This is a genomic window from Streptomyces roseochromogenus subsp. oscitans DS 12.976, from assembly GCF_000497445.1.
Classification (GTDB): Bacteria; Actinomycetota; Actinomycetes; order Streptomycetales; family Streptomycetaceae; genus Streptomyces; species Streptomyces oscitans.
This window is the reverse complement of the sequence record NZ_CM002286.1, coordinates 1-22,263: the sequence shown is the minus strand read 5'-3', so window position 1 is coordinate 22,263 and position 22,263 is coordinate 1. Positions and strand designations below refer to the sequence as shown.

At 69.9% G+C, this 22,263-nt stretch carries 27 protein-coding genes; 2 read left to right on the top strand and 25 right to left on the bottom strand.

Annotated elements, in window-relative coordinates; genetic code table 11:
• From M878_RS91480 to M878_RS92800, 7 genes are all read right to left on the bottom strand, one after another.
• Positions 1–1,945: hypothetical protein (locus tag M878_RS91480; RefSeq protein WP_158692944.1), on the bottom strand; the 1,945-nt coding region annotated here is incomplete at its 3' end.
• Positions 1,942–4,527, bottom strand: a complete 2,586-nt coding sequence (locus M878_RS91475) for an ATP-binding protein (RefSeq protein ID WP_023554011.1) — start codon at positions 4,525–4,527, stop codon at positions 1,942–1,944. The genes M878_RS91475 and M878_RS91480, both read right to left, overlap by 4 nt.
• Before the next feature lie 8 nt (positions 4,528–4,535).
• Positions 4,536–5,195 (bottom strand): hypothetical protein, encoded by a 660-nt coding sequence (locus M878_RS92805; protein ID WP_158692943.1) that lies wholly within the window; start codon positions 5,193–5,195, stop codon positions 4,536–4,538.
• The gene (locus M878_RS91470) at positions 5,192–5,497 is read right to left on the bottom strand and encodes a hypothetical protein (protein ID WP_023554009.1); all 306 of its coding nucleotides are present in this window, start codon (positions 5,495–5,497) and stop codon (positions 5,192–5,194) included. Before M878_RS91470 ends, M878_RS92805 begins: the two co-directional genes overlap by 4 nt.
• Positions 5,494–6,558: a conjugal transfer protein gene (locus tag M878_RS91465; protein WP_023554008.1), complete on the bottom strand. Its 1,065-nt coding sequence runs from the start codon at positions 6,556–6,558 to the stop codon at positions 5,494–5,496. The genes M878_RS91470 and M878_RS91465 overlap by 4 nt, the downstream gene beginning before the upstream one ends.
• Positions 6,555–6,872, bottom strand: a complete 318-nt coding sequence (locus tag M878_RS91460) for a hypothetical protein (RefSeq protein ID WP_158692942.1) — start codon at positions 6,870–6,872, stop codon at positions 6,555–6,557. The genes M878_RS91465 and M878_RS91460 overlap by 4 nt, the downstream gene beginning before the upstream one ends.
• Before the next feature lie 155 nt (positions 6,873–7,027).
• A complete protein-coding gene (locus tag M878_RS92800) occupies positions 7,028–7,861 on the bottom strand; it encodes an RNA polymerase sigma factor (protein ID WP_023554006.1) in 834 nt (277 codons plus the stop codon).
• A gap of 510 nt (positions 7,862–8,371) precedes the next feature.
• Between M878_RS92800 and M878_RS91455 the strand changes: the two genes are divergently transcribed.
• Positions 8,372–8,800 carry a hypothetical protein gene (locus tag M878_RS91455; RefSeq protein ID WP_023554005.1) on the top strand — a complete coding sequence of 143 codons (429 nt, stop codon included), beginning with the start codon at positions 8,372–8,374 and terminating at the stop codon, positions 8,798–8,800.
• 398 nt (positions 8,801–9,198) lie between these two features.
• Here M878_RS91455 and M878_RS91450 read toward each other — a convergent pair whose 3' ends face one another.
• The 16 genes from M878_RS91450 to M878_RS91390 all read right to left on the bottom strand — a co-directional run bounded on the left by M878_RS91450 (position 9,199) and on the right by M878_RS91390 (position 17,347).
• A complete protein-coding gene (locus tag M878_RS91450; protein ID WP_023554004.1) occupies positions 9,199–9,840 on the bottom strand; it encodes a hypothetical protein in 642 nt (213 codons plus the stop codon).
• 64 nt (positions 9,841–9,904) lie between these two features.
• Positions 9,905–10,114: a hypothetical protein gene (locus M878_RS91445; protein ID WP_023554003.1), complete on the bottom strand. Its 210-nt coding sequence runs from the start codon at positions 10,112–10,114 to the stop codon at positions 9,905–9,907.
• Between the two features lie 93 nt (positions 10,115–10,207).
• Positions 10,208–10,375, bottom strand: a complete 168-nt coding sequence (locus M878_RS98140; protein WP_023554002.1) for a hypothetical protein — start codon at positions 10,373–10,375, stop codon at positions 10,208–10,210.
• A 94-nt stretch (positions 10,376–10,469) separates the two neighbouring features.
• Positions 10,470–10,601 carry a hypothetical protein gene (locus M878_RS000000101270; RefSeq protein ID WP_023554001.1) on the bottom strand — a complete coding sequence of 44 codons (132 nt, stop codon included), beginning with the start codon at positions 10,599–10,601 and terminating at the stop codon, positions 10,470–10,472.
• A gap of 74 nt (positions 10,602–10,675) precedes the next feature.
• Positions 10,676–11,182, bottom strand: a complete 507-nt coding sequence (locus M878_RS91440; RefSeq protein WP_023554000.1) for a hypothetical protein — start codon at positions 11,180–11,182, stop codon at positions 10,676–10,678.
• A gap of 105 nt (positions 11,183–11,287) precedes the next feature.
• Positions 11,288–11,545 carry a hypothetical protein gene (locus M878_RS91435; RefSeq protein WP_158692941.1) on the bottom strand — a complete coding sequence of 86 codons (258 nt, stop codon included), beginning with the start codon at positions 11,543–11,545 and terminating at the stop codon, positions 11,288–11,290.
• A 76-nt stretch (positions 11,546–11,621) separates the two neighbouring features.
• Positions 11,622–11,834 carry a hypothetical protein gene (locus M878_RS91430; RefSeq protein WP_023553998.1) on the bottom strand — a complete coding sequence of 71 codons (213 nt, stop codon included), beginning with the start codon at positions 11,832–11,834 and terminating at the stop codon, positions 11,622–11,624.
• Entirely contained in the window at positions 11,834–12,403 is a 570-nt protein-coding gene (locus M878_RS91425; protein ID WP_023553997.1) for a hypothetical protein, read from the bottom strand. The genes M878_RS91430 and M878_RS91425 overlap by 1 nt, the downstream gene beginning before the upstream one ends.
• A 98-nt stretch (positions 12,404–12,501) precedes the next feature.
• Positions 12,502–12,918, bottom strand: coding sequence for a hypothetical protein (locus M878_RS92795; protein ID WP_023553996.1), 417 nt, complete (start codon positions 12,916–12,918; stop codon positions 12,502–12,504).
• A 120-nt stretch (positions 12,919–13,038) separates the two neighbouring features.
• On the bottom strand, positions 13,039–13,974 hold the full coding sequence (locus M878_RS91420) for a hypothetical protein (RefSeq protein ID WP_023553995.1): 936 nt from the start codon (positions 13,972–13,974) through the stop codon (positions 13,039–13,041).
• A gap of 51 nt (positions 13,975–14,025) precedes the next feature.
• A complete protein-coding gene (locus M878_RS91415; protein ID WP_023553994.1) occupies positions 14,026–14,250 on the bottom strand; it encodes a hypothetical protein in 225 nt (74 codons plus the stop codon).
• Between the two features lie 174 nt (positions 14,251–14,424).
• Entirely contained in the window at positions 14,425–15,069 is a 645-nt protein-coding gene (locus M878_RS91410) for a hypothetical protein (protein ID WP_023553993.1), read from the bottom strand.
• A gap of 86 nt (positions 15,070–15,155) precedes the next feature.
• Positions 15,156–15,533, bottom strand: a complete 378-nt coding sequence (locus M878_RS91405) for a hypothetical protein (RefSeq protein WP_023553992.1) — start codon at positions 15,531–15,533, stop codon at positions 15,156–15,158.
• A 112-nt stretch (positions 15,534–15,645) separates the two neighbouring features.
• Entirely contained in the window at positions 15,646–15,987 is a 342-nt protein-coding gene (locus M878_RS91400; RefSeq protein WP_023553991.1) for a hypothetical protein, read from the bottom strand.
• A 50-nt stretch (positions 15,988–16,037) separates the two neighbouring features.
• The gene (locus tag M878_RS91395; RefSeq protein WP_023553990.1) at positions 16,038–16,574 is read right to left on the bottom strand and encodes a hypothetical protein; all 537 of its coding nucleotides are present in this window, start codon (positions 16,572–16,574) and stop codon (positions 16,038–16,040) included.
• 104 nt (positions 16,575–16,678) lie between these two features.
• A complete protein-coding gene (locus M878_RS91390) occupies positions 16,679–17,347 on the bottom strand; it encodes a hypothetical protein (protein ID WP_023553989.1) in 669 nt (222 codons plus the stop codon).
• 808 nt (positions 17,348–18,155) lie between these two features.
• On the opposite strand from M878_RS91390, the gene M878_RS000000102115 reads away from it, so the two are divergent.
• Positions 18,156–18,536 carry a hypothetical protein gene (locus tag M878_RS000000102115; RefSeq protein ID WP_023553988.1) on the top strand — a complete coding sequence of 127 codons (381 nt, stop codon included), beginning with the start codon at positions 18,156–18,158 and terminating at the stop codon, positions 18,534–18,536.
• A gap of 207 nt (positions 18,537–18,743) precedes the next feature.
• On the opposite strand, the gene M878_RS91385 is transcribed toward M878_RS000000102115, so the two are convergent.
• Complete coding sequence (locus tag M878_RS91385; protein ID WP_158692940.1) at positions 18,744–19,238, bottom strand: ATP-binding protein; 495 nt, start codon at positions 19,236–19,238, stop codon at positions 18,744–18,746.
• Between the two features lie 367 nt (positions 19,239–19,605).
• Positions 19,606–21,999 (bottom strand): DEAD/DEAH box helicase, encoded by a 2,394-nt coding sequence (locus M878_RS91380; RefSeq protein WP_031227467.1) that lies wholly within the window; start codon positions 21,997–21,999, stop codon positions 19,606–19,608.
• Positions 22,000–22,263: the final 264 nt, after the last annotated feature.

Here is a 22,263-nt window from a genome sequence, read left to right as displayed (position 1 = left end):
CGCCGCCGCTGGCGGCGAGCGCGCCAAGCATGACGCCGCCGGCCAGCAGCCGGCGCCCGAGACTGTGTCGCCGGGGTGGCGGGCCCGGATCGACGGGGGCGCTGCCGCCGAAGACGCTGTTGCCCAGGCGGGTCCGGGCGCGCAGGGCGAGACCCTCTGTGCTGCGGACGAGCTGTCTGCGGTACCTGAACGCGGAGATCGTCACGATGTCGAGCACGACGAACCGGATGGTCACGCCGCCGGGCAGGTCGCTCTCGGGTGCGTTGAGGATCGCCTTGACGACGACGATGAGGACGGCGAGCGAGGCGACCGCGAGGACCATCAGTCCGAGGTAGCGCAGGACGGTGACGGCCCGGTTCCACAGCCAGAACCGTCCGGGACCGGGCAGGACGCCGATGGCCAGCGCGCACTTGGCGATCATCGCTTCCTTGGCGATGCAGATCTGCGCGTAGAGGAACATCCAGTCGACGACGATGATGAATAGGCAGACCAGCAGGGAGGCGAGCATCACGAAGAAGGCACCGCCGACCTTGTCCATGGAGGCCTTCTTCAGCGATGTCACATCGCCCTTGACGCAGGCCTTTTCGAACTTCGCGATCGGGCCGACGGCTTTGACCTTCTCCTTGACCAGCTCGTTGGGGCCGAATGTGGCCCCCTTCATGACGCTGCCGAGGGTGTCGCCGATCCACGGGATGTGCTTGCGCATGGCGTTCGGGCCCGCGTTCAGGGCGTCGTCGAGCCACTGATCGGCCACGGCCTGCTGGATGCGGGAGTCACGGAACTGTTTGGCGCACTTGCCATCGAAGGTCTGCCCGTACGACAGCAGCTCGGAAGGCCTGACGACGAAGGCGTCGACGAGTTCGTCAGTGATCGGGCGGGCCAGCGCGGAGGCCTTCGACCGGACCTGTGCGCCGGCGCTGGTACCGGCTGGGACGGAGTCGTCGATGCCGTTGTTGGTGGTGGTCTTGGGTGTGTGGATGGCTTCTTGGTTGTCGAGGATCAGGGCGGCCACGTCGACGGCCAGGCTGCGGGCGCTGCCGACGGCGCCATGCTGTTCGGACAGCATCATCTGCGGCGGCGCGGCGAGCGTGGTGATGGCGAGCGCGGAGATGACCAGGGAGGCGGCGGCCTCGCCCCATCCGCGTGCCCGGCGCCCGAACATCAGATGCCAGGCGGCCACGGTGCCGGCGTAGGTCAGGCACAGCCCGGGCAGCCCGATCTGCACGATGACGTTGGCATACAGGGCGTTGGAGACCGTCAGCGCCGGCTTGAGGAGAAGTCCGGCCATCTTGAACGCCAGCGACCAGGCGAGCACGAAGCACGCGAAGCTCACCCCGTACTTGGTTTCCAGGAACATCCCGTCGACGAGGAAGCTCTCGATCTTGAGATCCCAGTCTGACCAGCCGCCGGTGTCGGCGTAGACGCGGTAGGAGGAGACCGGGTTACCGTCGCGGTCGGTGACCTCGAACGCGGACAGCACACCGCCATTGCGCCGGTCGGCCTTGTATTGCTCGACCCGCTTGTTCCACTCGTCGAGGACCTGCTTGGCCTTCTCCTTCTTCTCCGCCTCCTCACGCGCCTTCTTCTGCGCTTGTGTCTCTTTGCTGGTGTCCTGGCCACCGTCGGCCGCACCCGTCCCGGCGCTGGCAGAGGCGGCGGGGGTCGGGGCGGTGGGGGACGGGGCGGTGGGGGACGGAGGATGCAGCAGTCCGGGGACGGGAGTCTCCAGGCCCGGCTGGTACAGGGACGGCGAGGGCGACGGTGAGGGGGTGGGTACGGCGCCTGCGGTGCCGGCCAGCACGAGCGAGACCACCGTGGCGGCGAGAAACAGGGCGATCCCGGCGGCGAGTGTCCGACCGGGCGACAGCCAGCGGGCCGCTCGCGTGCCCACCTGCCCTATGCGCGCCTTCGTCTGCGGCATGGCGGCCGTTTGGGTCTTGGTCATGCCGCCACCGCCGCCTCGGGGTCGGAGTGGATGACGGCCGCCACCTTCGGATCGTTGGGGATGAGGACCTGCATGCCGCCGATCCGGCCCAGCAGGTCGCGGTGCAGGCACTCCCCGGCGCGCGCGGCCTGTTCGTCGTCGGAGACGTTGATCGGGGACAGGTGGGTGGTGACCTCGGTGACCAGGTCGGCATCGTTCGCATCCAGGCCGAGGAACTCCAGGCTCCGGCGGGCCAGGACCGCATCGGTGTGACGGAAGAGCAGCCGCCTGGGGAGCAGGCCGCGCACGATCGTGCCGAGTTCTGGGTCGCTGATCCCGAAGTCGTACGGGTCATGCGAGCCCAGCAGCGCGCCGGCGTTGTGCTTGCGCCCGTCGCGCAGCAGCTCGATCAACAGCTCCAGGCCCTCGGGCGAGGAGGTCAGCCACCAGGTCTCGTCCCACACCGCGGTGCAGAACTCTTCCCGCCGCTCGAAGGCGATCTTCCTGCACAGGGCGGCGATCAGGTACATCACGGCGCGGCCGAAGGTCTTCTCCCACTCCAGCTTGGCCAGCCGGTCGCCTTCCAGTTCCCGCTTCTTGGGCAGCGTGAGCGAGGCGACGGAGAAGACGACGGTGTCGGCCGAGTCGGCTTCGACGACGGGCAGCGACTCGTCGAACAGGGCGCGTGCCAGGTCTTTGCGCTTGACCGCCATCAGCCGGCGGGCGACCGACTTGGATGCCGGGTCCTCCGCCCCCCGTGTAGCGAGTTCCTCGGCGAGCACGCGCATCGAGGGGTTCGGGCCGGCCAGGACGGTCTCGATCGCCTCGCTGAGCGCGGCGCCATCGTCCTCCATCGGTGAGATGCCCAGCAGCAGCGTCAGAAACGACTCGGTGAACCGCTGGGCCTCCTTGCCCGCGAACAGCCGCAAGGGATCCAGGGACACGGACGCGTCCCGGGTGATGTGGATGACCTGGGTGGTGCCCGGGCAGGCGGAGGCGAAGCGCACCCATTCCTGCTGCGGTGTGCGGTCCACGATCACCGCGCGGCCCCGGCTGCCCGGGATGCCCTGGCGCCGGCCGCCGGCCAGGATCCAGTAGACGGCCGCCTTCATCGCGAAGCTCTTGCCGGCTCCCAGCTCGCCGAGGAAGGCGGCGGAGGCCGAGGTCTTCTTGCGGGGGCCGCGGGTGAAATCGACGTGGACCGGGCGGATCCCGCCGCCGGCCAGCTGCAGCCCGTACAGCGGGCCGGTGTCGTCGCCGAGCGAGCTGCCTGAGAACGGCCCGGACATGGCGAAGTCGCGGGCGATGAGGAACTGGGCGTACTGGGCCATCACTCGCGGGGTGCGGGCACCGGGCAGCATCCCGTACCAGAGGTTCTCCTGCTCGCCGCGCGGACGGGCGAGGGTGTACTCGCCGCCGGCGAAGTAGTTCTGCAGCTCCGTCGCCCTGCGTTCGGCCTCCTCCGGCGTGCCGCCCCAGACCGCGAACGCGCCCATGGCCCTCACCTCCACCTCGCTCTTGGAGGAGGTCAGCCGGTCGCGGTACTCGGCCAGACCCTCGGCGGCCTTGTCCACACTGGCGGGCACGCCGGCCATCTCGCCGTCGTACTCGCTGTACTGGCCGGCCAGTTCGCGGGCCTGGCGGCGCGACTTGGCCTCTGCACTGGCACCGTCCTCGACGGCCAGGCGCACCACCCAGTCCACAGGGAAGGGGAACTGGTCGAGGCTGGTGAGGAACTCACTGCCCGGGAAGGAGAACGACTCGGGCATCTCCGCGAGCGCCAGCAGTGCCTGATACGAGGGACCGAACTCGGTGGTCACCTCCAGCCACCGGTGGGCGAACGGGTTCGCCGCCCGCTGCCCCGTACGAGACTGCCGCCTGCGGCGCCCCCGCCCCGCCGCAGCGCCGCCTTCGTCATCGCTGTCGTGGGCGATGCGGTGGCCACCCTCGACAAGCACCGCCTGGCCGAGCGCGGCCGCACCGCGGCCACGGCCGCGCACCTGCTGCTGGCCGGGGTCCGGCAGCATCGGTTCGATCAGCCCGCGGCGCGTGGCGTGCCCGTACATCCACAGGATCTCCGCCTCGGTGGCCGGCCGCAGCCGCAGCTGCGACGGCCACGACGCCGCCAGGTCCGCCGCCTGGGTCAGCCGCGCAAGTTCCTCGCGCACCGAGACCGCCGCAGGCAGCAGGCCCAGCTGCAGGGCGACTTCACACCGTGCCGCGCTGATCGCATCGGCGACGGCCTGGCGCCGCGAGGTGGGCAGCGGAACAGCCAGCCAGTCGGTCCGCCCGGTCAGCTCCAGCTGCTCGAGCTGGTCCAGCGTGCGGTGCGCCACCTGCTCGTACGCCAGCGAAGCGTCGATGTCGATCCCGGAGATCATCCGTTCCACTACGGTGGCCGGGTTGACCTGCGGGCACAGGCTCAGCAGCATCGCCTCCCCGTGCAACGACTTCACCAGCGACTCGATGAGGGCGAGCCGCTGCATCTTCGCCCGGCGCGACACGTGCGCCTGGCCCTCGCCCTCGACCCGCCAGATGGCCCAGGTCTGGCCGTGGACGGTCCACAGCACGTTCCCGCTCAGGTGCCGCACCGGAATCTGCATCGCTGAACTCAGCCCTTCTCGATCTCGTGTCCACTGCCGGCTGCGGCCCGCGCCGCGATGAGCGCGCCCACCCCGGACAGCACCCGCGGCCGCGCCACCCCCACCTCCGGCGCCGCGCTCCCGGCCCCCTGAGGCGCCAGGGGCGCAGCACGCCGGGTCTTTCCGGCCCCTAGCTCGCCCACGAACGCCCTCGTGTCGCCCGCCCGGCCGACGACGAGGGACCGGCGGTTGGCAGCAGGCTCCTGCCAGGTGACGGTGCACACGCCGCGCACCGGGCGGGCCCGGTTCAGCGCCTTCAGCGGTCGTCCGCCGAGCCGGCCGGCGGAAGGTGCGGTCAGCAGTGCCAGAACGCTTGCGGCGGCCGCGAGCGGATTGCGGCCGTCCACGGTCAGCCGGCGTACCGTCCACCCCAGGGCGTAGGGCACCGCGAAGGCGAACATCACGTTCAGCACGACCCCGAAGTGCGCCCAGACGGGCCTGAAGAGGATCAGAGCGACGAACGAGCCCACCATGACGATCAGTTGCGGCACGGAGTAAGGCCCGCCCCACAGCACGCCACCGCCCGGCCACCGCCCGATCACCAGCGGGTGGCGGCGCGCCTTGGTGTAGCAGCGGCCCACCAGGGTGTCCGCACCACCCGCAGGCGTTGTCGTCTCGGGCGTGCTCACCGGCCTTCACCACCGGTGGCGACAGGGGCGGTGACCAGAGCGGCCGCCTTGGTGCCGTTGTGGTTCCAGGTCTCACCGGTCTGGTCACGCAGGAGCGTCATGTTCAAAACGCCCCACCAGATCGCTCCGGCGGCGATGAGAGCGACGAACGTCTTGAGCGGTGACCCGCTCTCCTTCCAGGTCCTCGCCACGAACCAGATCCCCAGGATCGGCACGACGGTGTTGATCAAGATGTCCTTGACGTCCGCACCGATCAGCTTGACGTTGGTCAGGGTGTCCACGGCCATCACGACGTTGCTCACTGCTGGTTCTCCTTCGTGGTGTTCAGCCGGGGGGCCGCATCCACGGCGGCGATCTCCCAGCGCCCGGCGCGCGCCTTGAGCGCGAGGGCATACGTCAGGGGCCGCACCTGGCCGTCAGTGCCGGTCGCGGCGACGTCGACGAGCAGCTCGCGCCGCGCCCCTTCGGTGACCGGTGCGTTCGCGGCGAAGTCGCCGCCCTGCTCGGCGAGCTGCGTGACCGAAACCTTCGTGTACGGGGCCGGCGAGACCGCGACCAGCGAGGTGCCGGGGGACAGGTAGCGGTCCAGCTCCCCGCCGCCGGTCAAATAGGCGGCCAGGAACTCGCTGATCGTCGCCACCGCCGGGTCATGCGTGTCCGCCGGAACCGGCGCTCCGTAGTCGAGCTGCGGCGCCTCGCCGCCCGTGGCCGGGGCGGCGACCTCGGCGGGCAGCGCGGCAGCCTCATACCCACCACCGGTCCCGGCTGTCTTGACGGGAACCTGGAAGTAGCGCAGGACAGGACCGGCACCGGCCTCGTCCTGGCTGCCGCCCTGCGTCTTGTCGGAGGCGGCCCCAGTCTTCGACGAGGGGGTGATCAGGGCGGCCACGGTCACCGACCAGTAGCCCGGTGATGCCTGCGTCACCCGCACCGCCGCCAGACGGTCAACGTGCTGCGCGCCGGGCTCCGCCTGGAGCGAGATGTCGCGCATCAGCGGGTAGTACGGCGCAAGGGAGGCCTCAGTGCCCTTGCCGGCCTCCACGTACGCGGCCACATACAGCTGCGCGAACCCGGCCGGACCCGACGTATCCCGCACCACCACCGAGGACTTCGGCGCCGGCGCCGGTGCCCCCACGGCGGCGACGGGGCGCAGGAACGCGGCCACCGCCAGCAGCGGACCGGCAATCAGCAGCAGCCACGCACCCCACCGCAGCACCGCACTCACGTTGGCCACGGCACCCGGGGACACCGTCACCCACCCGCCCTGCTCCCCGCCCGACTCCTCCTCGGCGGTGTACTCCTCGGGGACCTGGTCCCACCCCTCCTGGTCCGCCTCACTGGACGGCCTGCGCCACGCCTTCATCCGGCAGCCCCCTCACCACCAGCGACCCAGCCGCCAGCCGTCCCGGAACGGCGCGGATCCTCGCCCCGACGGCCGTCGCGGCACAGCCGGTCCATCCACCCCCGCAGCACGTCCTCCGGCAGCGCGACCAGTTCCTGGGCCAGCGCGAGCGCCTCGTCGGCGTCCTCGGCTACAAACGCCCGCATCTGCTCGTGCGTGGAGGCCGAGAACGGCTCCCGCACCAGCGCAACGGCCACCCTCGTGGCCCGCCGGCGGATCGCCGCCAGCTGCCGCAGCCGCTCCTCCTGCGTCCCCAGCGGCACACCGCCGTCCATACCTTGTGTCTGTCGGTCCCTCTCCACCGGCTTCGCCGCTCCTCTCCCAGCACCGACCACGCCCACGGGCACCACGCCCGTACGCGCAAGGAAGGGGAGCCGCCGCCCGCCCGATGTGACAGGGCGGCCCGAACTTTGCGAAAACCCAGCCCGGTTCACGCCGCCACCGCCCACCGGGGGGCCGCGTCACGCAACTGCCGCACGGCCCTGCTGCGCCGCTGTCGCACGGCCGCCGGGCTCATCCCGGCCGTCCGCGCCGCCGTACGGTCGTCCGGCCCGTCCTCGCGGTAGTGGTCCGCGATCGCCGCCGCCGCATCGCGGGTGAGCACCTTCTGATCCAGCGCCCACACCAGCAGCTCGACCAGCTCCCCGCGCGCCCTGTCGACTCCGCCGACCAGACCGGCCTCGGCCGCCGCGGCCTCCAGCAGGCCCGCGTGCGCCTCGGCGACCGGGTCGCAGTCAGCGGTCAGCCCCGCCGCCATTCGTTCGTCCAGCGGAGCGCCCGAGGAGGCGAACTCCCGCTTGAGATCCCGCGACGTGTGATGCCACATCTCCAGCCGCAGATGGCGCGCCACCTGCCATGCCGCCCGCTGGGCCGGATACGAGCGCACTGCCTGCCACAGGGCAGCGGCCACGACCTGGTAGATCTCGCTGAACTCCTCGCCCGTCCGCACCGAGCGGGCTGCCATCCGCACCGCGGCCGGCAGCATGGCCTGCACCACTACACGTGCGGCCAGTTCCTCACCCTCGCCGGCGCGCTGGAGGAGCAGGCCCAGCCACACGTCCGAGAACGGGTGGCCCTCCCGGCGCGACCGTTCCTCCAGCACGTCCAGGAGCGCGCCGAGATCCTCCGGCGCCTCGGCGGCATCGAGAACACCAGCGCCCACCAGCCAGCCGCGGACACGCTGCGCGTTGCCGTTCTGGGCGCACACCCATTCCCACTCGATGTTCAGGCGGCTGAACACACTCACGTCCCACGCGGCGTCCACGGCAGGGCTCCTCTCGGATCAACTGCCGTGCACCATCGCCACCACTCCTTGCCCAACCGCTTGCCCAGGAACGGGAAATGTCGCAGGTCACACAGGGGTATCCGCAGAATCACCGGAGTCGCCGGCACGGGGTATCCACACCCGCCCCGGGGCATCCGCAAGGGAGCACGAAGTCAGGGAGCCACCTGCATCGGGGCATCTTTCCTGCGCGGCTCGAGAGACTGGCCCGCGGCATACCCAAACGCAGAGTCCGACACCGGCCGCGGGTATGAAGCGTCAGCAGGAGGCGCCATCCCGGTCACCGACCACTATGCCCAGGCCCACGCCGAGCTCGTCGATGCCGACCTCCACGGCCGCGATGTCCGAGTACCCGAGCCCGCTCGGGCGCAGCCCGTCCCGGAGGGCCGGTCAGACCCTCGTGCCGGTAGCCAGGCCTCCGTTCAGAAGGACGGCACGCATCATCGGACGGATAGGGTCGTCTCAAGTCTCATCGCAGAGAGGGGATTTGCTGTGGCCGGTGAAGTGTGGGTGGCCACCCACAACACGGACGCCTGGCAGACAGCCGGAAACCGCCGGCGGAGTGTCGCCATTTCTCTGATCAGGGCCGAGGACATCCGCACGGTCTTCCTCCAAACGCGCGACGACCTCGGCAGCGCCGTCGTCGCCCTGGTCACCAGCCCCGGAATGGACGGCCGCGGCGCCTCGACGGTGCTGGTCAACCATACCGAGCGCACTGGAGAGGAGGCCGTGCCAGAGCTGCCGCCGCTCTTCCACCTCGACTTGACCCTCGCCCTCAGCCAGGCCCGCCAGGTGGGCGACGAGGAGCCGCTGTACGTACGCGCCGAATACGAGAACGGCCAATGGCACTGGCGCATCCACACCTACGAGCAGCTCCACGAGCGCATCGAGCTGGCGAACCTGGCAGCCGACTCCCTGTGACCGCGCCGTCAGCCCGGGCCTCTTGCCGGCTCGCATCAAAGGCCCGGGCGAGTGCCGCCAGCAGACCGGAAGAAAGAGGTACCGGCGTGGGTACCGGCGTGGGTACCGGCGTGGGTACCGGCGTGGGTACCGGCGTAGGTACCAGCGCCGATGGTGCGGTGATCGCTGTTTCCGCAGGTCAGATGCGCTGGGTAGCCCGGCGAGCGACGCTGACACCTCTTCCCTGTAGGGGAAGAGGGCCTTCTTCTCTCCGGGGAGTGCGATGCTTTCGCCGGTGACGTGCCGATGGCTCGGCGACTTCGCCATCGAGCCGACGTAGGCCGGCAGGCTGTAGGCGCCCCGGTGTCCCTCGCGGACGTACTTCTTCAGGATCGCGGCGAGTTCGGCCGGTCGTACGTCTAGGCGCTCTTGTCGGTGGCAGGCTTCCTCGTCCGGGTGGGCGCGGCCGCGGTCCCCTTGCGGACCATGTCCTTCCCGGACAACACCCCGCGGGCCATGTTCGACACGCTGTTCGGGCTCATCGGGGCGCCGTTCGCGGTGAGGTACTTCGACTGGTCGGTGTACGACACCCCGTTGTCCTTGAGGGTGTTGGCGTCCTGTCGGCGCAGCTCGGCCAGATACACCTGCAGCTCGGGCACGGCCTTCAAGAGCTTGGTCAGAAACAGCTCACGCTCGAGGGTGCCGGGCTCGAAGCTGTCGATGCGGTCGGCAAGCGCCTGGAACGGCTCGGGGAGTGTCGGCTGGGCGGTCATGCCTGCGGACGTTACCGGGTACCCGTTGGGGTCGGCAACCACGCTGCCCGCACGGACCAGGTCGACACCCCGCGCGGCGGGAACGGCCAGGTACTCACCGGCGGGCCGGTCACCTGCCAGCTGCGCCCAGTCGGCGCGGCGCAGCTGGTCGGCCATCGGGCACGGGGCGGGGCACTCGAGGGTGCAGCCCCACGTGACGTCACCGATGCCGTCGTCGAGGGCGGTGATGGTGACCGGGTGGGCGGGCAGGGTGCGCGCCACCTCGAGATCGGCGTACAGAGCGGTCATCGGGAGTGCCTCCTCGATGCAGTCGGCCCGACCGCCGAATGTGGGCGGCCGGGCAGGGAGCGGGTCAGAAGCAGCTGCCGCAGGTGCAGTGCGGCCGGATCGGCTTGCCGGGGCCGTTCACGCTCCGGCAGTGATACATGGGCCAGTGCGCGACGGGTCCAGCCGTGGCGCAGCACGGGCCGGGGCGAGGGTCGGCGTCCCGCATCCGGTCGTACTCGTCCTTGTCGGTGGGCATGATGAGCGGCTCGTCGGCTGGGGTCTGGGCGGTGCTCATAGCGCTCCTCGCGGGTCGGGGCCGGCCGCCCGGGGCGGGCGGCCGGCGAGTGTGGTGCGCGTCGGCCGGCTCGAGGGGCCGGCGTGCGGTGGGTTAGTGGCGGGGCCGGCGGTCCGCGACGAGCAGGGCCGCGTTGACGACGGCGAGCGCCGCCCAGGCGACCCACAGCGGGGCGTACACGCGGACGCCGACGGTGACGGCGATGATCATGACCAGGCTGGCCAGGGTGCAGGTGGTGAACGCCTTCAGGGACGTGGGCACGGCTTTCCTCCTGTTCTTGCGTGGGCTGGCGATGGGCTGGGATCCTTGGGGGCGGGCCCCGGAGTTGCTGTCGACATCTCCGGGGCCCCTTCTCTCACCCCTTGCGGTGTCGGCCCCGGCGCTTGTGCTTCCGGTCCTTCACTGCGATGACCATCGATACGGTGTTGACCACGAGGGTTACGACCGCGACGGTCAGGGTGATCTCCCCACTGTTCAGTTGTTTCACCTCCCTCCAACACCACAGATATTACCGGGTACCCGTTAAGTATGTCAACGGGTACCCGGTAAATCGAGCGGGCGTCAGGCCGCCAGTGCAGGGGCGCGGTAGACAGCGTCGGCGGGCAGGTATCCGTGCTTGCGCAGTTCCTCCACCGACCTGCGGACCGACTCGTGCCCCTCGGGGCCGTTGCCGATGGTCGATGTGACGGTGAGTCCGGACGGGGCTCGGTAGATGGCCGGCTTGACGACGACCTCGGCTTCGGCGGTGGCCACATTCTCGGCGGCCTCGGGGGCCTTCCGGCTGGCGTTCGGGTCGGGCGTGTGGCCGAACGCACCACGGGCGGTTGCCTGCCAGGCCTCTTCCTTGTCCGCGTCGATCGTCTCGGGGGTGGTGACGAGGTCCACCTGCGACCGGCCGACGCTGACCTTGTCGAAGATGTCGCCGTTGTCGTCGGTGAGGTAGATGCGAACGCTGTCGTAGGCGAAGCCATACCCGACGGCGAAGCCCTTGTAGCCGGCGAGGTGGCCGCGGGCGATGACGACCTTGCTGCGGTTGATGGCGGCGGCCTCGGCCTGGGCGATGTTCATTGCGGTCTCCCATCGGTTGGTGTGGCTTGATGGCCTTAGGTTACCGGGTACCCGTTACGTTATCAACGGGTACCCGGTAAATCGGTCGTGATGTGAGTGCTGCGATCACCTGAACTCGACGCCGCGGCCGGTCATCTCCCACCAGAGCTGACTGGCGTAGCGGCCCAGGTCCGCCAGGGATGAAGTGTTGTTGGTGCGGTGCATGTTGTCCATGACCGAGCAGAACGTGACGACGAGGTCCGCCACGGATGCGCTCGTGATGTCGCTGTCGTCGGGCAGCACCCGGCCGCCCTCTTCCGGGCGGGCGTAGTGGCCGGCGCCCGTGTGGCGCTCCATGGGCTTGCCGCTGGGAAATCCGTTCATCGTTTCCTCCTGTGGTGAGGGGTGAAGTGGTGCTGTCAGGACGGGTCGGCGAAGACCAGGACGTCGGCGTGCTCGCTCACGCCTCCTCGTACAGGTCGGCCACGCGAAGGCTGCGGGTGTGCTGGATGACCTCGTGGGCTTCAGCGATCTTTCGCTTCATGCTGTCGACGATGCTCTTCTTCGCTGCACTCAGCGTGCGGTGCGCGTACTCGTAGTCCTCGTCATCAGGGCCCACCGCCTGGATGCTGGGGTAAGTGAGGTCGGCCCAATCGACGTAGTAGCGGCGCATCAGGGGCGTTCCTTGAGGATGTCGCGGATGTCGGAGAGGAACGGGCGGTAGCGGGGCTCGTACTCGCCCTTGCGGTCCTTCAGGCACCACTCGGTGGGGCGGGTGACGTCTCCGCCCCGAATGCTGGGCCCGTAGACCGGGGTGACCTCGTATCGGCCGTCGCTGGTGACGTAGCCGTTGGTGTTCTGGTCGCGGCGCAGCGTGCGGGGCTTGGCCTTCACCTCTGCAGCCCTTCCGGCGTTGCGGGAAGCGGTGACGAGGCGGCGGAGCGCGGTCGACAGGCCGGCCGGCTTGAGGTCGGTGGAGCTGTGCGACGTGGTCTCGCGAGCGGCGATGAGCGTGCCCCGTCCGCCCTTGATGAGACGCTTGCTCCACCGGGCGCTGATCACGTGGCTCGTACCGGGCGCTTCGATGCGGACGCGGACCGAGAGCGAGTCGGGGGCGGTGTAGTCGGCGGCCTCGTAGTGGTGGCCGGCGCGGCGGGCGATCTCGACCTCTACGGTGAGGCCGGCGGACCTGGCAGCGGCGACGAGTTCGTCCGCCTGCTTGATCCCGATCTTCGCGGTCACGTCACTTCTCCCTGGGATGGGCTGGTGTATGGCGAGGGCTGCAATGGGGGTGCTGCGCTCCGGGCCTGGTGGGGTGTCCCGGAGCACGGCCGGGTGTGTCAGGCGGTGCGCCGCATGTCGTGGCGGTCCCAGGTGTGGAGGCTGCCGCTCGCGGTGCGGACCCAGACGACGTCCGGGTTGGCCGGTGCGCCGACCCTCTCGACGGTGCCGCGCGCTCCGACCGGTCCGCCGAACCACGCCTGGAAGCTGCAGACGGTTCCGGCATCGCGGAGCGCTTCGAGTTCGCCGACCTCCATGCCGGCCACCGCTGGCTCCTCGGCGGGCGCGTCGACCTCGACCAGCCGGACCGTGCGGCCGTCCTTGTAGTTGATGCTGTGCTGGCCGCGACCGGAGGACATACGGCGGACGTCGCGCTTCCCACCCATCATCGCGTGGTTCACCTCGGCGAGCGCTTCACGGACACTCACGCGGGTGGTGGTGCCGTTCTCGGTCCGCTCGTACGCCTTGCTGCTCATTTCGTCCCCTTCCGGGCCTCGTTCCCTTCCAACACCCCTCAGGTTAACGGGTACCCGTTACCCATGTCAACGGGTACCCGTGAAAACCCGCCCGGCGCTACGCCAGGGCAACCGCCGGCCCTATCCGACGCGGAGAGCCCCGACAAAGCTGGCCCCCGGAACCAGCACCGAGCCACGACGGACACGACGAACGGCCCACCGCTTCTCCAGCGCGGCCGCGTACCGCAACATCGTGTCGTGGTGGCGCTGCATCTCGCGCTCACCCTTCTCCCCGGGCTCTGTGTCCTCCCACTGGGCAACGACGAGAACCTCGTCGCCCTCCCGGATGACCAGGGCGGCGCCGTAGAAGTCGCCCCATTCCTCGTCGCGCAGCACGGCGCAGACCGCGTCGACGGTGGGTGCCGTCCGCGGGAGGCTGGCGGCGGTTTCGGCCGTGAGCGGCTTGAGGACGACACGCGTACCGCCAAGGCGGGGCACCGTCAGTGTTCCGCCGTCGAGGCCAGACACCAGCAGGCCGCGACGGTGCGCAGCCGTCAGCATGCGTTGAGCCTGAGCCTGCGTGTACCGCGACACGAAGTAACCCCCCAGGGCCTCATAGGTGGCGACGGCGTACTCCGCGGCCGTCGCCCGGCGCGGCTCCATGGGGATCGACACGGACGCGCCGCGACGCTGCGAGCGGTGGACCGTGCCCCCGACGGAATGGTTGTGCCACTCAGGCTCCCAGGGGGATGCCCACCAGCCCGCGAGATTCAGGGCGTTGACCCAGTCCTGGACCGCCCTCGACTGCTCGTAGTGGCCGGGCGCGCAGTCCGGGCAGCTCTCGGCGCTGTACCGGTGGGCGGTGGCCGGCGTGAGAATGCGGGGGCAGCCCTCACGGTCGCGGTACTCCAGGTGCACGTCGGCAACGCCGTCGGTCCACAGCCGGTATCCGGCGCGCTCCCCGGGGATGTGGGGCAGGTGGCCGGCCTCCTCGAGGGTGCGGGCGACCGCTGCAGCGCGCTCGCGGGCGACGGATTCCTCCCAGTAGGGAGCGGTAGTGGTGAGAGCGGACGGCATGTCGGGTTCCTTCCGGGGTGTTCGAGTGGTCGGGGCGGCGGGCGGGTGCGGTCAGGACATGGGGGTGAGGTCGCACCACTGGTCGCCGTTACGCGTCGACTTCCACGGGCCGGCGACCAGGTAGCCGGCGTTGAACAGGGCCTGTTCGGCGGCCTCGAGGGTGCCGGCGGTGTATTCGCCGTAGGGACCGGAGATACCGGCGCGCACGTTGCGGATTACGGTCACTTCCTGTTCGGCGGGGGTGAAAGCGGCCTGGAAGGTCTCAACGATCGGCACGGGTGCCTCCTGGGCGGTCGCGGGGGCGTGGTCCGCTCCCCTGTCCAACAGTTCACAGATTACCGGGTACCCGTTAGTCACGTCAACCGGGTACCCGTGAAAAACTCCGGCCGGAAACGCCGGCGCCCCGTCCGCTCGAGGCGGCAGGGGGGCGCGCGGCGCGGCGGCGACCGGTCAACGGCCGGGGCGTACCGGGTACTCCGGCATCCGGAACGGGTGCGGCGCGCCCCCGGTCGTCGTGCCGTCGTCGTGCACGGTGATGACGGTACGGGTCGGGCCGCGCCGCACCCGCTCACGACGGCGCAACTCCTGCTCCCAGCCTTCGTCGGAGTTGCGGCGGGCGACCTCCCGCGCGATGGCGTCCTCGAGGGCCGCCTGTGCGGCCGTGTCGCGCGCGGTGCGCATCCGGTCGGTCAACTCCTCGAGCCGGGCGCGGGCGGCCACCGTAGCGTCGCCTGCGTGCTCCTCGGCGTACCGACGGAGTTGGAACCAGGCGTGCGCCTGCCCGCCCATGTCGGTGTCCTGCTCGGCTTCCCGCAGCTCCCGTACCGCGTCGGACACGTTGAGCCGGCCGTTCCGCACCCAGCGGGGCAAGGTGCGCTTGTCGTGGCCGCGGGCGGCCGCGTTCAGGGCGCGCCGCGTCTCCTTCACCAGCTGCGCGGCGAGCGCGCGGGCTTCGGCGAGCTCGGCCGGCGACAGCCAGTCGGCGGGGTCGCGGCTGACGCGGTCCTGGGCGTGGCTCTGGGTGCGGGCGTACTGCTCGGCTTGGGCGGCCCACTCGTCGCGGCTCATGTCCATCACGCTGCGGTATCCGCGCATCGTCGGGTTCCTTCCGGGGTGTTCGAGTGGTCGGGGGCGGGTGCGGGCCGCCGGCTGGGGGTTGCCGGCGGCCCGCGGCGGGGGTGTCAGCAGGAGCGGCCGGGCTTGTTCTCCCAGGACACGGGGAGGTCGGCGGGGAGGGCCAGGCGGCGGGCGAGGACACGGCGCGCGTTCGTCGCGGCGTCCAGGCGGCCGTCGACGCGGGCGAAGGTCTGGATGATTGCGTCGTGGGCGGGCAGGAACTGTCCGGTCATGGTGCGGATGCCGGAGGCGATGATGGCGGTGATGCGGCGGCCGGTCTTGGTGTCCTTGCGGCACTGGATGCGGACGGCCGGGGTGCCCATGTCGACGTTCTGCTCGAGGATGAGGCGCTCGAGTTCGGTCTCGGTCCACGGGGTCTGGTGGGCGATGACCGCGGCACGGATGCTGTCGGCGGTGGTCGGCATGGTGGCGGTGGCGGTCATCGCGGGTCCCTTCCTGGGGGTTTGGGCCGGCGGGTTGCCGTCCCTTCCAACGCTCAAGAGATTACCGGGTACCCGTTAGTTCGTCAATACGGGTACCCGGTAAAACTGGCGACTACTGCTCGAGCGCCAGGCATCCGGGCAGGCACTCCTCGCCGGCGTCCGCGAGGCAACCCTCGCAGGGCCGCGCCGTCGGGGCACAGTGGCGCTCGAGGAAGGGCAGCGGGTCGAGCCCGTCGCCGTTCTCATCGACGGCCATCAGCCATTCGTCGAACAGGTCGTCGCCGAGCCGCTTGTGCAGCTCATCCATGAGCCAGCCGCGCGTGACGGCCATCTCTTCCGAAGGGGCCACCCCTTCGGTGGCCATCCAGGCGATGGACAGCGCCTCGTCGGTGAGTTTGGTGGCCAGCGCCAGGATCTCGGCCGGTGCGCCGTTGTTCTTCTTGGTGGCTGCCATGGGTGGGTTCCCTTCGGTGCGTTCGGGTGATCGGTGGTGGGCGGGGTGGGTCAGGCCGCGACGGTGGCGGGGTGGCGGCGGGTGTAGGAGCGGGCCAGGGCGTACAGGTTGCGGTAGTTGGCGGGGAGGCCGAGGTGGGCGGCGAACGTGGCGAGGGCGACGTCGTAGGCGGGGCGCAGCAGGCCTTGGGTGCTGGCGGACAGTCGGCGGGCGTCCATGGCGCGGTGCGCGGCGGTGGCCGCAGCGTCGCTGAAGTGGTACACGCGCCCGTTGAAGACGTGGTCGCCCAACTCGGGCGCAGCGTCCGCACAGTCGAGGGTGCCGTCGTGGGTGACGACGATGCGGGCCGGCCAGTTCTTCCGGGCGCCGTAGCGGGTGCGGGCGTAGGTGTGGGCGGCATCCTCGACCGCGCGGGCGATCTGCCGGTGCAGGACGGGGGCCAGGTGCTTGGTGTGGGTGCCGTTGTCGCCGATGTACTGCAGGCGGGAGCGGCCGCCGTTGTTGATGAGGGTGACCAGCGTGACGCCCTCGGTGGAGCGGCGGGCGGTGGTGATGACGGTGTAGGCGGCGCGGTTCGCGGTGATCATCAGTGTCTCCCCGGTTCAGCGGTGTCGTTCGATGGCCAGAGATTACCGGGTACCCGTTAGTTCGTCAATACGGGTACCCGGTAAAAAGTTGAGGCAGTGGGCCGTCAGGCGTCCGGGACCTCCAGCACATCCTCTGCTGTCACGGCGGTGACCGAATGAGGCCCGACGTGCACGGCGCACGGGCGCCAGGCGCCGACCGGAAGGAGCGCGTAGCCATCGCAATCCCAGTGCTCGCACTCCTCGAACCTGTAGCACTCATAGGCCCTGAAAATGCCACCGTGCAGCTGCTCGATGGAGCCGTGGTAGCGGATGAGCGTGCCGTCCTCCAGCCATACCGGGGCCGTCGGCTCCGGCGCCTTGATCGGCTCGGGCTCGACGTCGACCGGGAGCCCCTGACCGGCATGCTGGCGGGCGTTGATGACGGCCGCCGCGCCGTGGCGCAGCTGGGCCACCCAGCCGGCCGAGAAGTAGTCGCCGTTCGCGGCGTCGTACCACTCGACGTGCACGCGCGTGCCGGCTCCCTGGAACAGCAGGCCGACCACGCCGACTTCCGGGTGGGTGATCTTCCAGCCGTTGACGGTGAGGCGGAACATCTCCTCGTCGAAACCGCGAGTGTTGAGGGCGTCGGTGATGTCCGCCCACTCGGCGATCTCGGCGCGGGTCATGCCTTCGAGGGTGACGGTGACGTCCCCGAGGGTGCGCAGGGCCAACTGCCCTGCCTCGTCACGTTCGCCGGTGACGACGTTGCGGATGGTGAAGGTGGTGGCGCGCATCGGGGGCTCCTCGGGGTGTGGGTGGGCCGTTCGATGACTCAAAATTACCGGGTACCCGGTACATTGTCAATACGGGTACCCGGTAAACGATGGAGGAAGTAGCAGCAGCTCGGACATCGGGGTGTCTTCCACGGTCGCATGACAGAAGGGCTACGCCCCCGGACGCCGGAGTCGAGGCCCCTCGCTCCCCCTGGCCAACTAGGCTCACGCTTGGCCTGCGCCGGAGTGGAGCGCGCGGGACAGGCCCCGGTCCCCGTGACGGGACGCAATGCGGCCGGGGCCGCCCTCACATAGCCATTGCGCGCTCATCGCCCTGCTGAGGTCCGTCCGCCCCCTCTCCGTCACCACTGGGGGCACCGACACTCCTGGCCATGCAGCGAGCCCGTCGCGCTCGCGAGTCTCGACCGATTGAGGAGACGTGCGCCTGTGCGCCCGGACCCCAGGGCGTAGTGCAGTTCGGGCGTGGGGGAGCATCTGCTCAGCTGCTGCTCGTCTGTAAGGGGTCGTCATGAGTGTGTTGCGTCGCGCCGTTCCGCTGGTGGCGCTGTCCTGCCTCGCGCTGGCGGGGTGTTCGCCTTCCGGGTCGCATTCCGGTGGAGGTGCGGCAGGGAAGAACGGGGCGTCGGCTGCTGGGCCGTCCGGTACGGCGACGGCCGCTGGGTCGGTGGGGGAGATCCCGGTGGGTGCGGGGCCGCAGACGACGTACACAGTGCAGCAGCAGCCGCCCGCCGGCAGTTGCACTTACCGGTACGAGAAGGGCGAGCCGCTTCAGGACCTGAAGTGCACGCCGGGTGCTACCTCGCCAGCGGTGACGCAGGCGAATCTGGCCACGACCATCTGCCGCAAGGGCGGCTACACCAAGGGGATCCGGCCGCCGGAGGCGATCACCGGCAAGGAGAAGCGGCTGAACGCCGCTTCCTATGGCTACAAGGGCAGCCTCAAGGACGCCGAGTACGACCACTTGTTGAGCCTTCAACTAGGCGGGGATCCCAATGACGCCCGTAACTTGTGGGTGGAGCCGGCTGACCCGGGCCACAAGTCGGGGTCGGGGGTGAACAACTTGAAGGACCCGGTGGAGACGAAGCTGCACACGGCCGTCTGCTCCGGCAAGGTCACCCTCAAGGCGGCGCAGAACGCCATCGTCACCGACTGGACCACCGCACTGAGCAAGCTCGGACTGGCCGCCTGAGGTGTGTGCTGGGGCCGGTGCGGCTAGCGGCTGGTTTGCCGTAGGCGCGGGCCGGGCCGGGAGACGTTCGGCCCGGCCCGCGTTGCCTGTGACAGCGGCTGGTTCAACGAGTTGCTGGTTGTCTGGTCACCCAGGACCCGGTCGGGCGCCGTAGGTTGTCGGGACGATGGCCATAGAAAGGGCGTCGCGGTGCGCTCCTGGACTGCTTCAGCTGTCCGTGAGGCGATGCCAGATGTAGACGCAGCTCTTCAGGCTGGCTAGCGCGGGCCGGTCTAGGACGGCGTGGAGTTGTTCGGGCCCCACGAGGATGACGGGCAGGCGTTGCTCGTGCTCCTGGAACGAGTCCCATAGCCGGTAGAGGTAGTAGAGGGCGTCGTTGCGTAGCAGGTGGGCGTCGTGGACGACTACCGCCGGCCAGGAGCGTCGTACGAGTGCCTCCTCGATCGCGTCCTGCATCTGTGCCGCTTGCCGGGGGCGGGGCACTGAGGGGAGGAGCCTGTCGTGTAGCGAGGCGAGGAGGGCGGGCAGAGTGCCGGGCGCGATACCGGATACGACGATCGGATCGGCCTGAGCATGCTGCACGGCGGCCCGGACGACGGCGTCGCCCTGGACGCCGTCGGGAGCGAGGACACACATCAGCGCGCAGGCCTGCAGAACGTGCCCCAGGTTCTCGCGCAGCGCGGCGAACGCTTTGTCCGGCATGGTCTCATTCATCGGCACCCCCACGGCAGTGACCGTATCCCGGCAGTGCACCACGGTTTCCGCCCGCGGATGTTCGGGCACCGGAACCGGCCGAGACCGAGCGCTTTGGTGCACACCGCGATCGGGCCTGCGCCCTGGGTGCGCTTCCCGGACTGGATCGATGGCCATTCGCCCTGCGAACCGAGTAGCTCGTCGGCGGCGGCCGGGGTGGTGGACGGCCCGCGCGCCGACGAACCGCACACACCGAGAAAGGCCCGGCGGCGGCGTCATCGGCAGGGCGGCCGCCGGGCCGGGGTCCAGTTTCGCCTACGCGGCGACGGCCCGTCGTACGGTGGCGTGCTGTCAACGACAGCGCACCGCTCGGACGTCACGCCGCTGCCCACTCCAGCCCGAGGTCGGCCAGCTGCTGGAGCTTGTCGGCGGTGAGCTTCCCGCGCCTACTCTTGGTGTTCGACAGAAACACCCCGAGCTTCACCTCGGTGCCGTCCTCCAGCTTCTCTACGTGGCCTCTGGGGACGGTCACAGAGCCGGTGCGGGCCTTGTACTGCGCCAGGGCCGCAACGCCCCGCTCGAAGGCCCCAGAGCGCGCCTTGCGTGCCTCTGAGGGCGCTTCCTGCTCCGGCGGGAGCGGCACGACACGAATCTCTGTCAGGAGTTCGCGCTGCTTCTCCACCAGACCCTGCCAGACGGCGGGTTGGCGCTGCCTGTCCAGCCACTTCCCGACGTCCATCCCGTGCACGGTCACGCCGGGCAGCACGTCGGCCTGGCCCTCTTCTTCGCCGACCAGCTCGGCCAGCGCGGCGTAGTGCCGCTGCCAGTCCGCCGGCCACTCCGGGTTCCAGTGCTCGTCCACGGCCTCCAGCGCCGTCTTCCACTCCGGGTGGTCGTCCAGCGCGCCGGGCCGGCGCAGGTTGGACAGCCATTGCCCCACCGGCCGGTCCAGCGCCGTCGCCGTCCTCGGCGCGCACAGCGTCCAGTGCTCCTCGTAGTACGCCTTCGCGGCCTCCAGGTTCTCCTGGAACCGCTCATCGGCCATGCTCCAGACCATGCCCAGTTTCTCCAGCCTGCGGGCGCGCAGGCCGTTCATCTGCCCGGCCCCGTACGCCCGCCGCTGTTCTGCCACCCACCGTCCCAGCGGGTAGGCGCCCTCCTTGTGCCCGTACGGCACCCGGGCGTGCGCCTCGCGTTCGGTGAACCGCTTGAGTGCGGCCCAGCCGCGTGCCCAGTCCTGCTTCTCCGTGTCGATCACGTTGAAGGACACCCAGTCCGCGACCATCACCGGGTCCCTGGGAGCCGCAAAACGCAGCAGCAGACGGGTTTCTTCCTCACCCTCCTCGGGCGTCGCACCGATGTTCACCGACGGCTGCGCCACAGCCTTCTGCGGCTCCTGTGGAATAGCGAGCAATTCCACGGCCTCTTCATCGTGAGCCCGCAATCCCTCAAGCACCTTCACCAACGGCCGGTACGACCCCGAGGTGAACATGTCCTCCGGCTGTTCTCCCGGCTGGAGGAACACCGGCACAATCAACGAGGCCAGCTTCCCCTCCCCGGGCTTCTGCCGCAAAGCGCGCCCGATGGCCTGGACGATGTCGTGCGGCGCACCCTTCGGGTCCAGCAGCGCCACCGAGTCCACGGCCCTGATGTCCACCCCCTCGCCCAGCACCTTGCAGTTCGACAGCACAGCCCGCTGCGCCGTGGACCCGAAGGAGCCCAACACCTCCCGCCGGCGCTCGGGGACATGCTCACCGCACAGCCAGTCCGCCCAGACCCGCCTCGGGTACCGCTCGGGCTGGTCCGCGTGCAGCTTCGCCGCCACTGCCCCAAGGCCCTCCGCGTACGCCTGCGCCTCTATCGTCCGGTGATGGAAGGTGATGCACGTCTGCAGACCGTGCTGCGCCATCGCGTGCAGCAGCGCCGCCTGCAAGGCCCCGAGCCGCTCACCGCGCACCTGCTCGCTGTGCCGCTCCTCGCCCATCAGCCGCTCCGGTGTCACGACCGGGTCTTGAAGCTCCAGCACGATGATCTGGTACCGCGCCAGCAGACCACGGGTAACCGCCGACGCCAGCGACAGCTTGTAGAGCACGGGTCCGAACACGGCTTCGTCGTCCATGCTCGCCGCCATCTCCTCCGGCAGCGCATCCCGCACACCCTCCGCCACCTCCCAGGCCGGAGGACGCTCCTGCCAGATCCGCGGCGTCGCCGTCAGATACAACCGCCGCGCCGCCGGAATCACCGCCTGGTCGTGAATGGCCGCCCACGCCTTACCCATCGACCCCGACGTCCGGTGCGCCTCATCAACCACCGCCAGGTCCAGCGGCGCCAACCGCTGGCCGTACACGCCCGCGAACGCCTCCTCCAGCACACCGAGGCTGGCGTACGTCGCATAGATGGTCACCGGCCCTGTCCCGTGCCACAACGCCAGCTGCACCGGGTTCGTCGTGGACCGCACCTTCAGGCTCCACAACTCCGGATCGTCCTGGAGACTGCACACCGCTACCGCCGGCCCCTTGTGCCCGACCCGGTGCCACTCCCTGACCGTCTGAGCCAGGAGATCCAGCGTCGGCACCAGCACGAGAACGCGCCCCTTCGGCAGCATCTCGCGAGCAGCAAACGACGCCGTGATGGTCTTCCCGGTGCCGCACGCGGAAATCACCTGCCCACGCAGGCCGTTGACCGGAACACCTCCAGCAGGGATGTCGAGACCGCGCTTGATAGCGTCAACGGTCTCAATCTGGTGAGCGCGCAGATCGCTCCTTTTCATGACCACGGAGAAAGCTCCTTCTTCCGGAATGTGGCACGCAATCAGAAAGGGAATCCCTGGCGCGATGGATGCTGCCCGGGGGTGTGGTATCTGACTGGAGACTCTACACAGTGCATCATCTGTGATGCAGCATCCTTGCGGCATCTTCCGCCCTCAGGGTGATACATGACTCAATCTCACCCCCATCGGTCCGGCTGTGCTGTATGCTGGCGGGGTATTGGTGAACGTGTCGGGGCGGTTCGAGTGTGCGGGGAGGGGTTCTGG